Origin of the sequence: Pedobacter quisquiliarum, assembly GCF_014642175.1 — a bacterium.
GTDB classification, from domain to species: domain Bacteria; phylum Bacteroidota; class Bacteroidia; order Sphingobacteriales; family Sphingobacteriaceae; genus Pedobacter; species Pedobacter quisquiliarum.
On sequence record NZ_BMIL01000014.1, the window covers coordinates 1 to 17,295 of the forward strand.

The window sequence follows — 17,295 nt, forward strand, 5'->3', positions numbered from 1 at the left end:
AAAAAAAAATATGGTCTCATGCGGTCATTGTTTTATAAAGACATCAAGGTATAGTTGTAAATATACCTTGATGTTTTGGAATGCGAACCTAATTGGATTAGTGCTTGCCGATAAATTCTTTGATTCGGTCACTTAAATCAAACACATTAGCATTTAGCTTATTTTCCAGTAAACTGCTTCCTGCAGCACTTCGATAGCCACCGGCGCAATGAACAACAATAGGCTTATTAGTTGGAATCTCGTTTGACCGGTTGCTCAGCTCTGGCAATGGGATATTGATTGAACCTTGGAAAGCAGGTTGGCTTTCAGCCTCTGGCTGATTTCGAATATCAACAACCGTATACGCCGAAGGGTGTTCCTTAAAATCTTCAAAGTCTAATTCAGCTGATTGTTCAGTTCCAAAATCCAGCACAAATGCCTCTTTGATAAATGGTTCATATCCAATTTTAGCGGTCCTTTCCTTCAAGAGTTTTAAAGCATTTTCGTTTTCTGCTGCAAGGTAGAATTTATCACCAGGGGCAACCAATGCACCTAACCATGTTTCAAATTTCTCACCATCCATGATGTTAATGGAATTTTTCAGGTGTTTCCTTTTATAGGCTGCAGAATTTCGTGTATCCACAATGGTTATGTGATTATCAAGTAGAGCTGCTTTTTTCAGATCATCAACTTTTTGCCCCACTATAACCTTATCCAAACTATTCTTTAATACAGGAGCGCCTGTTTTATTTAAATCAACGTTGTAAGGAAAATACTTTGGTATAAATGGTTGATCGGCAGTTAATTCTTTAATGAATTCAGACTCAGGCATATCCTGTAAAGACCAGTTTGCTGCTTTTTCAGCGCCAATAGAACTGCTACTAGCCTTGCTTAAGGCCTTTCCACACAATGTGCCAGCTCCGTGAGCGGGATATACAATTACGTCATCATCAAGCAACATCAGCTTGTTTCGAAGCGAGCTGTACATTTTTTTTGCAAGCTCTTCACGTTTCAAATCTAAATCTTCACCTTTTTCTCTCAGATCAGGTCTTCCACAATCGCCAATGAATAGCGTATCCCCCGTAAATACGGCTTTGTCTTCTCCCTGGTGTTCCAGGACAATAGAGATGCTGTCTGGAGAATGTCCAGGTGTATTCATTGGTTTAAATTTGACTTTGCCAACTTCAAGCACAGCACCTTCATCAAACGGTATAAAGGTATAGTCGGGATTCATCAATTTGCTCGCAAATATCTTTGCGCCGGTTTCCTGTTGAATCTGAAGGTGACTACTTACAAAGTCTGCATGTGGATGTGTTTCTATAACTCCGATAATTTTTGAAGCATGTCTATCTGCATAGTCATAATATGGCTTAGGATCGCGGGCAGGATCAATCAATACAACCTCACGCTGACACTCGCTCAAAACGGCATAACTGTAATGAGCAAGATTCTTATCTTCAAATTGTTCAATTTTCATGTTCTTCTGATTTGATATACAAATTTCTAACAATTACTTTTTCTATACGGTGATTTAAGTCACCAACCCTGATCCTTAGTGAGGAAGCCGATTTTTTATTACCCCATAAAGGTATGTCCCTGCTAATGCTCCAAATATTACAATCAACATTCCAAAATAGCCATGGCCAATATTTACGAACATTGGACCCGGGCAAGCGCCTGTTAGTGCCCAACCTAACCCAAAGATGGTCCCTCCCAGTATATATCTTGGAAAGCTTTTATCCTTATCTTGAAAAGCAATGGGATTACCTTTATAATCATTGATTTTAAACCGTTTAATGAGGAACACAGCAAGAGAACCTAATACTACAGCAGTCCCCATAAGCCCATACATGTGAAAAGATTGAAAACGGAACATTTCCTGAATACGAAACCATGAAATCGCCTCAGATTTACTCATTATTATGCCGAACAAAATGCCAGCTACTATAAATTTTAAAGACTTCATTTTTTTGAATTTTATAGATTAGAAGAGATATGGAAGTATTAAATAGGTTGTGGCAAGCCCACCAATAAAGAAACCGATAACTGCAATCAGAGATGGTACCTGCAGATTAGTTAAGCCTGAAATTGCATGGCCTGATGTACAACCACCTGCATAGCGGGCCCCAAATCCCACCAGTACGCCTCCAACTAACAGAATTAAAAAACCTTTTATTGAAAGTATTGCATCAAGACTGAATAATTGCGACGGATTTAGGCCACCTTCAAAACCTACCCCAATGGTCTTTAGATCAGCTATGGTAGCTTCTGAGAGTTGTAATGGTTGATCATTTTTTAAGAGTGTGGAAGAGATCACCCCGCCCAATACTGCACCAAATATGAATAGCAAGTTCCATTTTTGTGTAGTCCAGTCAAAGTCAAAAAATTTCACTTTCTTACCTGCACCAGCTATGGTACAAATCGTCCGCAGGTTGGAGGAAACACCAAACGATTTTCCAAAGTATAAAAGTAAAACCATGATAAAGGCAATGGCGGCACCAGAGGTATACCATGGCCACTGTTGTTTGAGTAGTTCTAGCATATGTTGTATGATTAATTTAAGTTAACTTGTTAATTGAACAAATTTCGGAAGATTCAGGCCCTTATAACGGTGACTTCTGTCACTCAACAGATTAAAATCCTTCAGCCTTTAGTGTAAAAGTTCCTTTATCAAGATAAAGCCACCCATGATTAGAACAAACCAGCCAAATCCCCTCTTTAGTTTTGATCCGTCAACCTTTTTACTTAAAAATATTCCAAAAAAGAGCCCGGCCAGCGCTATTCCGGTAACTTTAAATAAAAAGAGCCAGTCAATTTGAAAGTGTCCCAGGTCACCTGTAAAACCTACTAAGGAATTCATGGCGATAATCATTAAGGACGTTCCAACAGCCTCTTTCATTGGCAAGCCCAGCAGAATCACAAGAGTAGGTATAAGTAAGAAGCCACCGCCTGCCCCCAGAAGTCCCGTAGCAAAACCAATTCCTACACCATAAATCAATAGCCTCAGCGTATGTCCCGAATAGGCAGGAGATTTTGTTTCTATGATTGCTTTATCCTTGATCATGGAGAAGGAAGCTACTAGCATTAGTAGCGCAAAAAGCACCATGGTCATCATATTTAAGGTAACCTGAAAGCCACCAATAGAAAACAATTGTGTAGGTAAGATAGGGACTAAGAACTTCCTTATAACAAATACGGTGATTATTGAAGATAGACCAAATAACAGGGCGGTTCTGATGCTGACCAGATTATTCCTGAAGTTTTGATATGCACCTACCAAACTTGTTGTACCTACAATAAACAAGGAGTAGGATGTGGCAAGAAGGGGATTAACGCCAAAAAGATATACCATTACAGGGACTGTGAGAATTGACCCACCACCACCAATAAGTCCGAGCGATATACCAATTAATGCAGAAGCGAAATAAGCAATGATTTCCATATTGTAAAGTGTAGTACAAATATGGGCTGTAAAACATACCAGAATGGTGACTTGAGTCACACTGGAGCTTATTTGAGATATTCGATGTAGCTGCGATGAAGGATAACCTTTTTTTGCTGTTCCATTTTCTTTAGAAGACGGGAAATTACCTCTCTTGAGGAATTTAAATCATTTGCAATCTGGCTATGTGTTAGCATTAATGCCCTCGTATTGAGATCATGATGTTGCTTTTCAAGGTAGAATTCTAGTCTTTCGTCCATCGCTTTAAAAGATATATGATCAATAACAACTAGTAATTCTTCAAATCTTGATCTATAGGTTTCTAAAACAAAGTAGTACCACGTCTTATAATTTTTCATTAGTTCGTCCATCAGCGTAGTAGGAACTGCCAGGACAGTAGTTTTATCTACTGCACTTGCCTTGATTTCACTAGTTTGTTGCTTTGTAGAGCAAATCATAGACAGCGCACAAGCGCCTCCAGGATGAATATAATACATAAAGAATTCACTCCCATCCTCACCTTCACGGTACAGTTTAACCAATCCCTCAACGACCAGCATTGTAAAACGCATGTTCTGCCCGGTATTCATCAATAAATCACCTTCATTGAATTCTTTCAAAAAGGCATTATCAATTAGCGTTTCAATTAACCGCGCTTCAAACTGAGGAAAGGATGCAAGTAAGTATTGTTTGATTAGGCTCTGATCCATGCGTGTAAGTATCTAATAAACCAAAATTGCTGATTAATATTCACTTATGAGATTGAATGTAAATATTATTAGTCAATGGAGCTAAGTATCTGTTTAAGAATATCAAGGTCTTGCATTGATGGAGATCAGCATAATTATTTTATTCAACATGTGATGAACTGATAGTAAACATATTATCTAAATGGTTACTAATTCCTTGACTTGGTTTAGGCGTATAATAGGGAACATTCTAACTAAAAGCGAATCAAAAACCCGTCTCATTATACATCAAAAAACGGTCTATTTCTTGGAATGTACGAATAGGCTGTTCATGATTTCATTTTGGCCAAATTCATGAATTCGTTTTAACGTTACCAATTCTTAAATACGAGTTTTACCGGTAACGGATCTGGGCGGCCTATTCGAAAGAATTAAATCTTTTTTGCAGCTCCGAAATTCTTTCAAACAGTTTAATTGGTTCTAGGGACTCTCCATAAATCATATGTTCTCTCATAGTCGCATAGTCACTGAGATATCCTTCAACAAATTCCTCTGGTGGCACAAAGCAAATAGTTATTCTATTTAATAGCGTGTAGTCGATGCCATTCAATTTGTTGTATTGCGCCCTGTGATGTATAATGGTTGCATAAAGGTCCTGGTCAGCAAGTGCTTTTTTGCATGCTTCGGTATCCATTAGTTTCTCCAGATCATAGAAATGACGGGACATTCTTTCTGTACGTATTTTATGTCTGTTTGGCTTTTTAAATTCTTCATGTAGAAGGAATGCCTTTTCCAAGAACGTCTTATGGGTTTCTACCACTTGAACCGTAAATGGTTTTTCTGGGTAAACATCATTAGGATATACTTCTGTTAAAATAGATTGTACTTCCTTTCTAGTATAGGGTTCAATTTTGGAACGTACACCAACCTCAACTTTGACCTGGTCAGCCAAATAGGGATTGGGATCGTATAGTGATTTATATTTAATGAATAAGGTTTGTGGATCTTTATCGGTCATAGTTGGATCTACGTCCTCAGCTATGATTTCTAATGTTCCTTCGGTAACACCGAGTTCTATAAACTGCTTTTCTATTGCTTTTTTTAACTCGTTGCTGGTAAATTTGCAACCCTTCTTTTTTAGTCTGGATAAATAACTCTTGGTCGGTTCATCTACATACGGTATACCAAACAACTCAGTGTCTATAACGATATCAATATCTTCTGAGAATCTTTGAATCACCTTCCAGCATTTACTTAATGACGTTCCTCCTTTAAAAACTAGGAATTGAGCATATTCAGTTTGAAACAGCGCTTTCAGCGTAAGCGTTACCCACCAGTCTTTTTCTATGGATTTTGAATTTATTCCACTAGTAATTGCAGCCTGATCTATACTTGTTTTGCGCTGTGCGTCTGTAAGGTTTAACCAATCTGTCATTATAGGAGCTTAATTATATAATCATTAATCTTTGCCGGCGCCAGTTTTAAATCATTCAGGAGCAGGGCCGGACTTTCTTTCCTTAACAAGGCTTTAATTTTACTTTCGGTTTGTTCATCTATATTGTCTGTTCCAAGTTCTTCTAGAGCCTGGATAATGAGGCTGCTATACGGCCCTGCCATAGCTAATTTCTTAGAAGTAGTGGCTTTAAATTTAATAATAGTCTTACCCATTTTGATCTCTCGTGGTGACCCATCTGTAAGGTAAACGAGTTTTGTTGGAACCTGAGTAGTCAACCCGAGCTTGTGCAACGCATATGCACCAGTTGGCTTGATATTAACTTTTTCCTTTTTTGCCAGCGCTTCTGCTACTTCCTCCGGAGATGGTGATATAGCACCGAAAAGCGGATCAATCTTAGGTATAAGATATATGCCATGAGCAATCCTTTTAATAATGTTTTCTTTATTTAAGCGGTTTAGTGCCATTTTAATTGCGGCCTCACTTCCCATTCCCCTAAAGTCAGTAGGGAAAATAAGATTTCCTTTTTTCTTTCTTTTGAGAGTATTCTCAATTTCTGAATGTGTTTTACCCATGTTGCCGTTTGTGTAAAGATAATAATTTAAGTAAGTTTATGTGTTACCAAAATTCAAAAAAAGGTAACAAAAATGATTATATTAAACGATATAACCGCCTTTAAACTAGAGGCCCTCCTCCTATTCTTTGACTGGTCTAAACATATAGTAATAGGATTTTAAAAGTTTAGGATTGCTGTTATCTAGATTTTACATATTTACATAAATATGTAAATATGTATTTCAACAATTAAATATAATCCCTATATTCGGAATCGATATTATGGCGATAAGCGAAGAAATCCTTAACTATAAAATTATCCGGCAGCCCTATCGTATTACGATGGCTAAATGGGATTTTACGGTTACGCAGAAACGTATCCTAACTAAAATAATTTCTTTGCTACAAAAGGAAATCTCTTTGGTGGCGAAAGGCATGCCTATAGGTCAACTTGAAATATTCTCCAACTTGGACGATAGTATCAAGCTCACATTTTCATTAAATGATATTGTCAAGAACTCCAATAATTATACCCACGTGAAAAATGCGTTGCAGGAGTTACGAAGCTTTAACGTTCAAATTGTGCTACCCGCCACCAAAAGTAAAAAAAGCAAACACCCTGAGGAAGAAACAATATTGACCGGGCTGATAGAGCGTGCGGTACTAACCAAACACTCTCGGACTGTAACCGTGGTAATCCACAAGGCGACTGCTCAGGAACTGGTAAAAGCAACTAATGGGTTAACGCAATTTGCAGAAAACATCATGTACCTGACTGATAATAGTTATACCCAAAAGCTATACGAAATGATCTCCCATTGGAAAGATAAAGAGGTGTTTTCTATTAGTCCGGAGGAATTTCGCGAAAGGCTCTCTCTTGTTGATAAGTACCCGCAGACCAAAGATCTTATCCGACGTGTCATTAAGCCTGCTGAGGAAGAATTGAAAGAAATAGCAGACGTTTTCTTTATTTTTAACACCACCCTCACTGGAAGGAAAATAACAAAATTTAATTTTGTCATAAAACATAAAAAGACGTTGCATGAAGAAGACGTGCAGCTAATCCGCTTGAAGGAAGACAACATTCATCTACTAAAGGCACATTTAGGATTTCGGACCGAACATATAAATTCCATTGCCCACATTATCTACAGAGACGATATTATAGGCGATCTAAGGAATAAAATCATTGAAGTATACACTTTTATTCATGAAGCAGGAAAATCGTCTAAGACTGCGATTAAAAAGGTGCCGGAATATGTTATACAAGCATTAAAAAATGAATACGGCAATCAAGATTAGTTGGGTATGCCCTAAAAAGTCGTTATATCTGTCCCCCATAGGAAAATTAGCCGTTATATTTGTCCCCTATAAGTCGTTATATCTGTCCCATAAAGTCGTTATATCTGTCGCTTTTAATCGTTATATCTGTCCCTATGTATCTCTGTATATTGTTGTAAATCAAGAATATACAGAGGCTTCAATATAATCAATTTGATTAACAATTATTAATCAATAAAAAAGCATTTACGGAAAAGAAGTCCTTCACAGCTATTATAAACAAGAAAAGGCAGTTTGAAATTGAAAAACGGAAAGAAAATCTATCAATCCAAGGATTTTATATCGCGGGCGGCTTAAAGTCGTTAATTTTGTACACCATAGCCTTCTCCGAAAAACTATCCGGGACAAATTTAACGAAATTACGTCTATCATATTTAATCATAAAGAGTATCATTAGGCTTACTATGGGTGACATATTTAACGAATATGAGAAGTGTCTCTCTATTAAATAATACTTAGTATATATGTATTTACATAAATACATATATATATAAATGAATAAATACAAAATTATGTATATTTGTATATGGCAAAAATAATTACCATAGCACATCAAAAAGGCGGCGTAGGAAAAAGTACATTAGCTCTAAATCTAGCCATTTGTTTTCAGGATCAGCTAACAGTAGCCCTGGTGGATACCGATCTACAAGGAAGTATAGCAGATCTCAAGCATGATCTGCCGGAGCTCTCTATCATTCAGGAAGATAATTTTGAAGCTATCCGTAATTTGGCACATCAGCTAGTCATTATTGATACCCCCCCGTATCTTTCCAACCGCTTGCCGGAATTATTCTTGATTTCTGATTATGTACTCATACCTACAAAGGCAGGATTTTTTGACGTGATGGCCATACGCTCTACTGTCGCCTTAGTTAGGGAAGCTCAAATTAAACATGCCGGGCTTAAGGCGGGCATTGTATTAAATATGATCAAGCCCCGGTCAGGGGTAACCTCTGAGGTACAAGAACTCTTAAAAAACTTTGATGTGCCTTTATTGACTACAGTTATCCATGACCGGGTAAGCTTCACCAGATCGCCAATAACGGGAGGGGTATTAAATGGAGTAGATAGTAAAGCCAAAGAAGAAATAACCGCTTTAGCTGAAGAAATAGTAAATTCGATTAGTGCATAGATACATAAATATGTAATTTTGTATTTACATAAATTTAAGATTATGACTAATTATAAAGATAAGTTGGGCAACCTTGCCGACCGATTAAAAAAAGAAGAACCAAAAACGCCCATCCAAGAAGTAAATCCCGTTAAGGGTAGGGTAGAAGAAAAAGAGCCTGAAGGGCAGCTCAACGTTTGGATTCCAAAAAAACTGCTCAAAAGAATGAAATCATTTGGTGTAGAAAAAGAACTTACGCAAAAAGATATCGCCATTTTAGCATTGGATAAATATTTATCTGAAATAAAGTAACGGAATTTTCTATTATACTGTCATCTCACTATTATAACATAAGGTAATAATGGATGAAGTGATATTCGTTAAATTTGTCCTTCTTAGAAATCGTGCAAACCGGCAGATATTTGATAGAGCTATCTTTCAAGCAAAAACCGAGTGAAATTATTCGTAATAGAAGAACAGACATACTGATCTGCTATTTTACGTACGAATCATTACCTATTGATTACGAAGGAGACGGGTACTCTCAGCAACCCTACCCCATATAATATAACGCCTGGATATATTGTGCTTGCGGGCACATCCTCTTAATATTTAATATAAATCTTATTAACCTGTTAGCCTATTATGCTGATGACTTAATATCAGCTAGGATCAAAGCTTGAACTCGGTTTCCTGAATGGACAGCATCATTGCTAAGAGCTACTATTATATCAAAAGTATGTGTTTTATCTAATTATTGTTACTGTAAATACGAAGGTTTAAATAATAATATAATTCATTAAAGTGTTTATTAGCCTTAATAATTTATTCAAGATTCTCATCGTAGATAAAATCTGAAAGAAGCCTAGCAGTATCAATTAATATAGATGAGAAATAGTATATTTATTTTTTAAATTAATGCTTCTCAGAATGCAAATAAGCTTTGTACATGTACAGAATTTTCGAAAACTAAAGGATTGTCGAATTGATTTCTCTGAAAATCAAACATTATTTGTTGGTGCAAACAATAGTGGAAAAACGACGGCTATGGATGCTCTCATACTTTTTTTTAAGTATAAGAGCAAATTCACTACACGAGATTTTACACTATCTAATTGGACCGCTATAAATGAAATTGGCAAAAAATGGCATCTTGCTACTGAATTCGATGAAATAGACTTAAGCCTAGACTCATGGTTACAGAGTTTACCATCTTTAGATATCTGGTTAAAAGTTGAAAATTCCGAACTCCATTATATCCATCATTTAATTCCTACTCTCGATTGGACTGGGGGCTTATTAGGAATAAGATTACGGTATGAACCATCAAATATGGAGGAATTATTTAAAGAATTTACTTCATCATACAAAACTTCAAGCGCGCTCTTAGAAAACGATGTTGTTGACGATTTTAAAATATGGCCAACTAGTTTGTGGGATTTTCTTGACGAAAAAAGTAATTTAAATAGGTATTTCTCTGTTCATACATATTTACTTGATCCAGATCAGCGAGAAGTACCGCAAGTTCTAAGCGAATTTGATTTGCCTGTGGAAGGAGATGCTTTTAGTGGTTTGATTAAAGTAGATATTATCAATGCTCAAAGGGGATTCTCTGACGTAAATTCTGATAGTTCGGAGAATACTGCCACTGTCAAAAATCTTTCAAGTCAATTAAGAAATTATTACGACAAACACTTAAACCCTACAGTAAACCCATCTAGTGATGACATCAAAGCACTTCGAGCGATAAATGATGCAAAAAAAATATTTGACCAAAATTTAAAAGAATGTTTTAGCACCTCTCTTAAAGAACTCGAACTCTTAAACTATCCTGGATTTGGAAATCCTACAATTAATCTTTCAAGCCGTTTTAACACGTTGGATGGGTTGAATCACGAATCTGCAGTGCAATATGCTCTTGATGATGGTTTGTCTCTTCCAGAGAAATACAATGGATTAGGTTATCAAAATTTAATATCAATCATTTTCAAACTCATCCGTTTTCGCGATGAGTGGATGCAGGTAGGTAGAAATTATATCAATAATGCAAGCAAGGAATCAGCTGACTTCGAGCCTCTTCATCTAGTATTAATAGAGGAACCGGAGGCACATTTACATGCTCAGGTACAACAGGTTTTTATTAATAAAGCATATGATGTGCTTCGTAACCACAAAGAACTCCGCAGTTCCAAATTTAGAACTCAATTAGTAATTAGCACACACTCTAGCCACATTGCACATGAAGCAAGTTTTACTTCACTACGCTATTTCAAAAGAGCAGAAGCTATTTCAGGTAAAAGTACTACGTCTACAGTTGTAAATCTTTCGAAAACGTTTGGAACTGATGATGCTACAACACGTTTTGCTAAACGCTATTTAAAAACCACCCATTGTGATCTGTTTTTTGCTGATGCAGTAATTATGGTAGAAGGTCCAGCTGAACGAATGCTGGTTCCGTATTTTATTAAGCACCATAGTAAGTTGGACAACTGTTACTTATCAATTTTAGAAATTGGTGGTAGTCATGCACATACATTACAACAACTGGTAGAAAACTTAAGTATATTCTGTTTGATCATTACTGATATAGATTCAACTGAGGGAAAATCAAAAGTACAGCCGGATTTAGGTAAAGGACTTCTTTCTGGAAATAATACGCTGAAAAACTGGATACCGAAAATTTCTAGCATTGATAAACTTTTGAAACTAGATGTAGGGGGTAGAGCAGACGCTAGGTCCTTTGTAAAAGTTTCCTACCAACTTCCAATTAAGATAAAGGGTGAATTGGGCGTAGTAGAAGTTTATCCTTACACATTTGAGGATTCATTAGTTATGACTAACCGTCAAATATTTGCTGAATTGAGTGAATGTACGGGTTTGTTGAAAAAAATGACAACTGCAGCTAAAGACACTGATATAGCAAACTCTGCTAAGCAAATGTATGAGGCAATAACAGCTAGTAGTGCTAAAAAGGCTGAGTTTGCTTTAGAACTTCTTTACTTAGCAGAACCGATAAAATTAACTGCTCCTGAATATATTGCAGAGGGGCTTAGTTGGCTTGAAAAAAAGTTGGTTGCTGATAAATCTATATTGACAATCTGAAATGGGTGAATTCAATGCAGGTAATGATCGGGATGCCGGGGTAGACGATCAAATCTTTAGTTGTTTAAACCCGGATTCTCCAAAGAGTTTTTTTCTCTTCGCAGGAGCCGGATCAGGAAAAACGAGATCCTTGGTGAATGTGTTAACTCGTTTTAAGGAGTTATATGGTGAATACTTCAAACTTAGACGCCAAAAAGTAGCTGTTATAACGTATACGAATGCAGCCTGTGATGAAATTATTCACCGCTTAGATTATGATATGGCTTTTCATGTAAGTACAATCCACAGCTTTAGCTGGGAACTTATTAGCCACTTAACTTCAGATATAAAAGCTTGGTTAAGGATAAATTTAACCAAGGAAATTGCAGAAATTGCTATTGCTCAAGGTAAAAGCAAGAATTTAATGAACAAAACATCTGTTGAAAGAGCCCGCAAAATTGAATCAAAAACTAGAAGGCTTAATTCATTGCCTAATATTCTAAGATTTACGTATAATCCAAATGGAGATAATCTTACTAAAGATTCATTGAATCATTCTGAGGTTATAGCAATTACAGCTGATTTTATAGAAAATAAGCATCTAATGCAGGATATAGTTGCCTGCCGGTTCCCTATTATTCTTGTTGATGAAAGCCAGGATACAAAAAAAGATTTAATAGACGCATTGTTTGCACTACAAAAGCGTAAAAGCAAAATTTTTTCCTTGGGTTTATTTGGTGATACTATGCAACGCATTTATTCCGATGGAAAAGAAAATCTTGACAAAAATCTACCTACTGAATGGATTACACCTTCAAAAGTGATGAACCATAGGTCAAATAAACGAATTATTAACCTTGTAAATGATATTCGTAAAACAGTAGATAACCAAATACAAGTTCCAAGGCCAGAAAAACAAGAAGGTATAGTTAAATTTTTTATATCAACCCGGGATGCTAATAAGGCTTTTATAGAAAGTGAGGTAGCAAAAAAAATGGCCATAGCAACTAATGATCCTCTTTGGTCATTAAGTTCTAATCAAGTAAAAATGCTGATCCTGGAACATCATATGGCTGCTAGGAGAATGGGTTTTTTTGAGTTTTTTGAACCACTATATGAACAGGATAAAATAAAAACAGGTCTTCTCGATGGATCAAATTCTACTATTGGATTTTTCACCAGAATAATACTGCCACTTATCAAAGCTCACCAGGATGGAGACAAGTTTACTCTTGCTAAAATTGTAAAAAGCCATTCGCTTTTGTTGCAAAGAAATAAACTGATAGAAAGCAATGACCCAAGTGAAACATTAAAGTTAACAAATCGAGCATGCCGGGACTTATGTGCCTTATGGAATGGTAACCAAGATCCCAGTCTTATGCAGATAGTAAGAAATATTGAAGATTCAGGCTTATTTCCTATACCAGAGGCACTTTATCCGTTAGCAAGCAATAATGTAAGTTCTATTAAAAGTTTGAATGAAGAAGATGAAGAAATCAGTACTGATACTACTTTAAAAGCATGGGAAAGGGCATTAGAGGTTCCATTTTCACAGATAGTTTATTATGAGAGGTATTTAAGTGAAAAATCAAATTTTGGTACTCATCAAGGAGTTAAAGGCCTTGAATATTCCCGGGTAATGGTTATTATAGATGATGAAGAGGCAAAAGGATTTCTTTTCAGCTATGACAAATTATTTGGTTCTCGTGAATTAAGCCCTGGAGATCAAAAAAATATGGATGAGGGAAAGGAGACTGGAATAGACAGAACAAAAAGACTTTTTTATGTAGCATGTTCAAGAGCAAAAGATAGCTTAGCTATAGTTGCATACTCAGATAATCCAGTCACCGTCAAATTAAATCTACTTAAATATGGTTGGTTTAAAGAGAGTGAAGTTGAGATTATTAATGATAAAATAGCATAATTATTATATGTTAACCTTTATACTTGACATTAATCTATTCAATTTTAATTCAGGATCCGATGCTCCCTTTTGGACCTTATCTGGTGTTCTTATTGGTGCTATAGCTACTGGATGTATCAACTATCTACTGCAGAAGGGTCAGTTTAATCATAACATAGAAATGCATCGCCTTCAGAATCTTAGTAAGGAGGAAGCAAAAAGCTATCTATTAGAACTTTTAAATCACAAGACATATACAGATCGGAAATTTTCGACCTTGCGTAAAAGAACTGGTGCGTTTACTGATGATGAATTGCGCCTTTTATTGACTGAATTGGGAGCAATAAAAGGCATAAGTAAGAACAACAATGAAATATGGTACTTACGAACAAGAGAGGATGAGCGTCCAAAACCAGCTCGTAAGGGATATCAGTAGTAACTTGATAAATTAAATTCGAATATGAGCGAAATCCAGGAAGCTTTAGAAACTAAAATAAATTTAGACAAAGCATTAAATAGAATTATTGAAATAGATCAGTTTTTATCTAAGATCGATATTGAACTAGATGAAATTGCAGGTAAACTCGAATTTGTAACTATACAAGAGTTTGAATTATCCGAGCAAATTTCCAAAATATGTGATTCTACATATAATCGCAATGGCCTTTATATTTTTGAATTGCATTACCATGATACAAGTTTGAGTGTTAATGATTGGATGTCACAGTTCTCAGATGACTGGAAAAAATTCCCAATTTCATGGGTTCCTGGTATCAAAAGAATACGTGTATCAAAACATAAAAGTTTAAAAAACTGGATACCTATATACATAGGTAAAAGTAGAAAAGTAGGAAATAGGATCAATGAACACATTATTAAGAATATTGATGCTACTACCTTTGCAATGAAGCTTAAAAGCCGAACTAATTTATATGGAAGGAAATTTAGAGTTAGATGGATTCCATTAGATGTTACTAACTATGATATGATTGCTCCTGCATTGGAATCTAAACTTCGTGAGGTTTACAATCCTATTATTGGAAGACAATAGATGAAGGATTTGTGTTTTGACTTACCAGCAATTAGTATGATAATAATTAAGCGCAGCTGCGTTTAATTATCGGATAAATAAGACAAGTTAAAATTTCATTATAAATCCATTTTTAGCCAAAGGTGGTAAGCCACCATTATGAGCTGGATTTTCTTTGATTTCTATAATCCTTAAATGGTATTCCCCATCCACAGCCATAGCTCCACATGAGCATAAAACCATATCATACTGGTCCTTGCTTGTAAGTACATTTTCGCAGTTAAAACACACCGCCTGATTTGAAGCCAAATCAGGCTTATCAGTTAAGATATCCATATATACGAATATACAGATATTCGTATATATGGATAGTTGACCTTCAACCCAAAATGCCCTCGACGGGCATTTTTTGTTCTCGGTCTGCTCCAAAGACATAACCTCCCGGTTATGCTTTTCCGCCCCTAAGCCAGCTTCGTCTTTAGGATTTTGCCAAATCCTAAATTCTCCCTACCTTAGGGTTGAGCGTAAAGAAGCGAGGGGGGGCAGATGTATATACATTTCGTTTCACTCCATTATATCCACCACCAACCCTCGCCAAAAAGCTTAACGCTGCGCTACTTTTTGGAAGTGCAACGCAAGGACAAAACGCGCTGCTTATGTCCAAGCGAAGCAAACAAAAACCAAAGTTTTTGAAGATGGAAAAAGAGACCAACATTATCCTTCGGGTGTCCCCTTCGGATAAAAGAATCATTCAGGACAAAGCCAAAGAGGCCGGCATTTCGGTGAGCGAATATGCCCGCAAGGTGCTGCTTTCGGGCAGTATTATAAAGGTAGATGGGGAAGAAAAAAAGACTTTGAACGGGATTGCAAATAACCTCAACCAGCTGACACGGCACGCCAATTCCACCGGCATTATCCCAGCCGAGGTGAGTGGTACATTAAAAGAACTTATAGAAAAAATTCGCTATGCCTACCGCAAACGCTAATACTGGAAACGGATTTTCCAAGGCGATATCTTACGCCCTTCAGGAAGCTAAAAAGTATCCGGAGCAGATGCGCGCGAAAGTGCTCGACTTTAACCAGGTTTACGGCTCAAGCAGGGAAATGGGGAAGCAAATGCGAGAGCTAGCCGATGAGCGGAAAACGGTTCAGAAACCGGTGCTTCATGTGCAAATTAATTTTCATCCGGATGAAAAATTAAGCCGCGTTCAGGCGGAGCAGGCGATCGACAGTATTTTAAAAGATATCGGCATTGAAAAAGATAATCACCAGTACGTAGTGGTGCAGCATAAGGACAAGGCCCATGACCATTATCATGTTGTTGCCAACCGGGTGAGTATGGACGGGGAGCTACTCAATGATCACCGGATCAAGGACCGGCTGCAAGTTGCCTGTGACAAGGTAGAAAAGGAGCAGGGCCTAAGACCAACGCAGGGCAGAACGGTTGTCTATGATGCAAGGGAGGAGAAAGGTTTCCGGTATGTAAATGAACAGGAAAAGCAGACCAATAAACAGCAAAAACAAAATAAGGCAGTCCGAGATAAAAATCCGATAATCCAAGAACAGAAAAATGAAATCCGCAAGCATTTGCAGGAAGTACTATCTAAAAAAGAGATTGATAGTCCTGAAAAATTGAAGGTGGAACTAGAGAGGCGAGGAGTAGATGTTCAACTTTCAGAGAATAAAAACGGGATATCGGGTATCAGCTTTAAAAAAGATAATATTTCTGTAAAAGGCTCCGCTATAGACTATAAATGGAGCGAGATAAGCAAGGCACTAGAAGAAAACAGGGTAAAGGTTGAGCTGCTTAGAAATGTTAATCCACATCTCCTTAAATCGGCCCTGAAAGAACATGTACAAAAGCAGAAGGATGCAAGCCTTTTCAAAGCAGACGCACCAGGTAAAGGAAACATTGAAGCTCCGAAATTTGAGACACATTCAGCCGGGGTAAAAAAGGAAAGTTTACAGCCAACTCCAGAAGAAAAGAGAGAGCACGATTTTGTAAAGGATTATAACCTCCGGATAGAAAGTGCCATTAAGGAAATTAAAGCTGAACTGCAACGGGGAAATATGGGAGGCAATGTTTCTGGTATCATGGAGAAAAATGGGTTCAAGGAAGAAAAGGACCGTTTCATCTATTCAAATGCCGGGCTTCAAATAGGCATCAAAAAAAGCACTTTTGATTGGTCTGTAAAAGATGTCAAAGAGCAATTTGAACGGTTTAAGGACAGCGAAAAGCGGTATAGTCAGCTGATGCAGCAGGAGCCTAAAAAGATTAATATGCTTGATAAACTGACAGGGGCCGCTAAGGAGAAGGAAAAAGCTAATGATAACCTAAAAAGGGAGCAGCGGGAAGCCATTAAGCCGGAATTTAAGCCGCAAGTACGAGGAATGGAAAGCCGGGATCTTACGCTTCTTTCAAAATTTGAACATAGGGTATATGAGCATAAAAGGCAGGAGCAGTTAAGAGAAATGTTTTCTAAGAAAAATGAACAGGACCAGAATCGAAAAAACGGATTAAAAAGATAGTCCCCTTTAAAGCCAATCAACCAGGTCACCAAAAGCTATCACGTCTCTTTATGTTTAAAAAGATCATTCCTTACTGGTATTTAGCCACCGCCAAAAGCACCTTAACATTTTTTCTTTTTTAGTCCGCTTTTTTCCTGGGCACAGGTATTAATTCTTCTTTTTGCTGTCTGAGACGGTGGTTA

General features: G+C 36.9%; 17 protein-coding genes. 9 read left to right on the forward strand and 8 right to left on the reverse strand.

Annotation, left to right across the window (positions count from 1 at the left end):
- Window positions 1-97: 97 nt before the first annotated feature.
- The 7 genes from IEW69_RS16225 to IEW69_RS16255 all read right to left on the reverse strand — a co-directional run bounded on the left by IEW69_RS16225 (window position 98) and on the right by IEW69_RS16255 (window position 6,138).
- Complete coding sequence (locus tag IEW69_RS16225; RefSeq protein ID WP_188627936.1) at window positions 98-1,456, reverse strand: MBL fold metallo-hydrolase; 1,359 nt, start codon at window positions 1,454-1,456, stop codon at window positions 98-100.
- A 75-nt stretch (window positions 1,457-1,531) separates the two neighbouring features.
- Window positions 1,532-1,945 (reverse strand): DUF6691 family protein, encoded by a 414-nt coding sequence (locus IEW69_RS16230; protein WP_037440937.1) that lies wholly within the window; start codon window positions 1,943-1,945, stop codon window positions 1,532-1,534.
- Window positions 1,946-1,963: 18 nt separating this feature from the next.
- Window positions 1,964-2,521: a YeeE/YedE family protein gene (locus tag IEW69_RS16235; RefSeq protein WP_037440934.1), complete on the reverse strand. Its 558-nt coding sequence runs from the start codon at window positions 2,519-2,521 to the stop codon at window positions 1,964-1,966.
- A gap of 108 nt (window positions 2,522-2,629) precedes the next feature.
- On the reverse strand, window positions 2,630-3,421 hold the full coding sequence (locus tag IEW69_RS16240; protein WP_037440931.1) for a sulfite exporter TauE/SafE family protein: 792 nt from the start codon (window positions 3,419-3,421) through the stop codon (window positions 2,630-2,632).
- Between the two features lie 68 nt (window positions 3,422-3,489).
- The gene (locus IEW69_RS16245) at window positions 3,490-4,131 is read right to left on the reverse strand and encodes a Crp/Fnr family transcriptional regulator (RefSeq protein WP_051759900.1); all 642 of its coding nucleotides are present in this window, start codon (window positions 4,129-4,131) and stop codon (window positions 3,490-3,492) included.
- A gap of 397 nt (window positions 4,132-4,528) precedes the next feature.
- Window positions 4,529-5,545: a nucleotidyl transferase AbiEii/AbiGii toxin family protein gene (locus tag IEW69_RS16250; protein WP_188627937.1), complete on the reverse strand. Its 1,017-nt coding sequence runs from the start codon at window positions 5,543-5,545 to the stop codon at window positions 4,529-4,531.
- Window positions 5,545-6,138: a DUF6088 family protein gene (locus IEW69_RS16255; protein ID WP_188627938.1), complete on the reverse strand. Its 594-nt coding sequence runs from the start codon at window positions 6,136-6,138 to the stop codon at window positions 5,545-5,547. Before IEW69_RS16255 ends, IEW69_RS16250 begins: the two co-directional genes overlap by 1 nt.
- Window positions 6,139-6,400: 262 nt before the next feature.
- On the opposite strand from IEW69_RS16255, the gene IEW69_RS16260 reads away from it, so the two are divergent.
- The 7 genes from IEW69_RS16260 to IEW69_RS16290 all read left to right on the forward strand — a co-directional run bounded on the left by IEW69_RS16260 (window position 6,401) and on the right by IEW69_RS16290 (window position 14,605).
- Window positions 6,401-7,420 carry a replication initiation protein gene (locus tag IEW69_RS16260; RefSeq protein WP_188627939.1) on the forward strand — a complete coding sequence of 340 codons (1,020 nt, stop codon included), beginning with the start codon at window positions 6,401-6,403 and terminating at the stop codon, window positions 7,418-7,420.
- Window positions 7,421-7,985: 565 nt separating this feature from the next.
- Window positions 7,986-8,591, forward strand: coding sequence for a nucleotide-binding protein (locus tag IEW69_RS16265; RefSeq protein ID WP_188627940.1), 606 nt, complete (start codon window positions 7,986-7,988; stop codon window positions 8,589-8,591).
- Between the two features lie 42 nt (window positions 8,592-8,633).
- On the forward strand, window positions 8,634-8,882 hold the full coding sequence (locus tag IEW69_RS16270) for a hypothetical protein (protein WP_188627941.1): 249 nt from the start codon (window positions 8,634-8,636) through the stop codon (window positions 8,880-8,882).
- A 618-nt stretch (window positions 8,883-9,500) separates the two neighbouring features.
- A complete protein-coding gene (locus IEW69_RS16275; RefSeq protein ID WP_188627942.1) occupies window positions 9,501-11,672 on the forward strand; it encodes an ATP-dependent endonuclease in 2,172 nt (723 codons plus the stop codon).
- Between the two features lies 1 nt (window position 11,673).
- Window positions 11,674-13,575 (forward strand): UvrD-helicase domain-containing protein, encoded by a 1,902-nt coding sequence (locus tag IEW69_RS16280; protein WP_188627943.1) that lies wholly within the window; start codon window positions 11,674-11,676, stop codon window positions 13,573-13,575.
- A gap of 7 nt (window positions 13,576-13,582) precedes the next feature.
- The gene (locus IEW69_RS16285; protein WP_188627944.1) at window positions 13,583-13,990 is read left to right on the forward strand and encodes a hypothetical protein; all 408 of its coding nucleotides are present in this window, start codon (window positions 13,583-13,585) and stop codon (window positions 13,988-13,990) included.
- 24 nt (window positions 13,991-14,014) lie between these two features.
- Window positions 14,015-14,605 (forward strand): hypothetical protein, encoded by a 591-nt coding sequence (locus tag IEW69_RS16290; RefSeq protein ID WP_188627945.1) that lies wholly within the window; start codon window positions 14,015-14,017, stop codon window positions 14,603-14,605.
- Between the two features lie 87 nt (window positions 14,606-14,692).
- Here IEW69_RS16290 and IEW69_RS16295 read toward each other — a convergent pair whose 3' ends face one another.
- A complete protein-coding gene (locus IEW69_RS16295; protein ID WP_188627946.1) occupies window positions 14,693-14,920 on the reverse strand; it encodes a DUF7695 domain-containing protein in 228 nt (75 codons plus the stop codon).
- A 359-nt stretch (window positions 14,921-15,279) separates the two neighbouring features.
- Here IEW69_RS16295 and IEW69_RS16300 point away from each other — a divergent pair, with 359 nt between their 5' ends.
- Window positions 15,280-15,570, forward strand: coding sequence for a plasmid mobilization protein (locus tag IEW69_RS16300; RefSeq protein WP_188627947.1), 291 nt, complete (start codon window positions 15,280-15,282; stop codon window positions 15,568-15,570).
- Entirely contained in the window at window positions 15,551-17,113 is a 1,563-nt protein-coding gene (locus IEW69_RS16305; protein WP_188627948.1) for a relaxase/mobilization nuclease domain-containing protein, read from the forward strand. Before IEW69_RS16300 ends, IEW69_RS16305 begins: the two co-directional genes overlap by 20 nt.
- Window positions 17,114-17,295 lie beyond the last annotated feature (182 nt).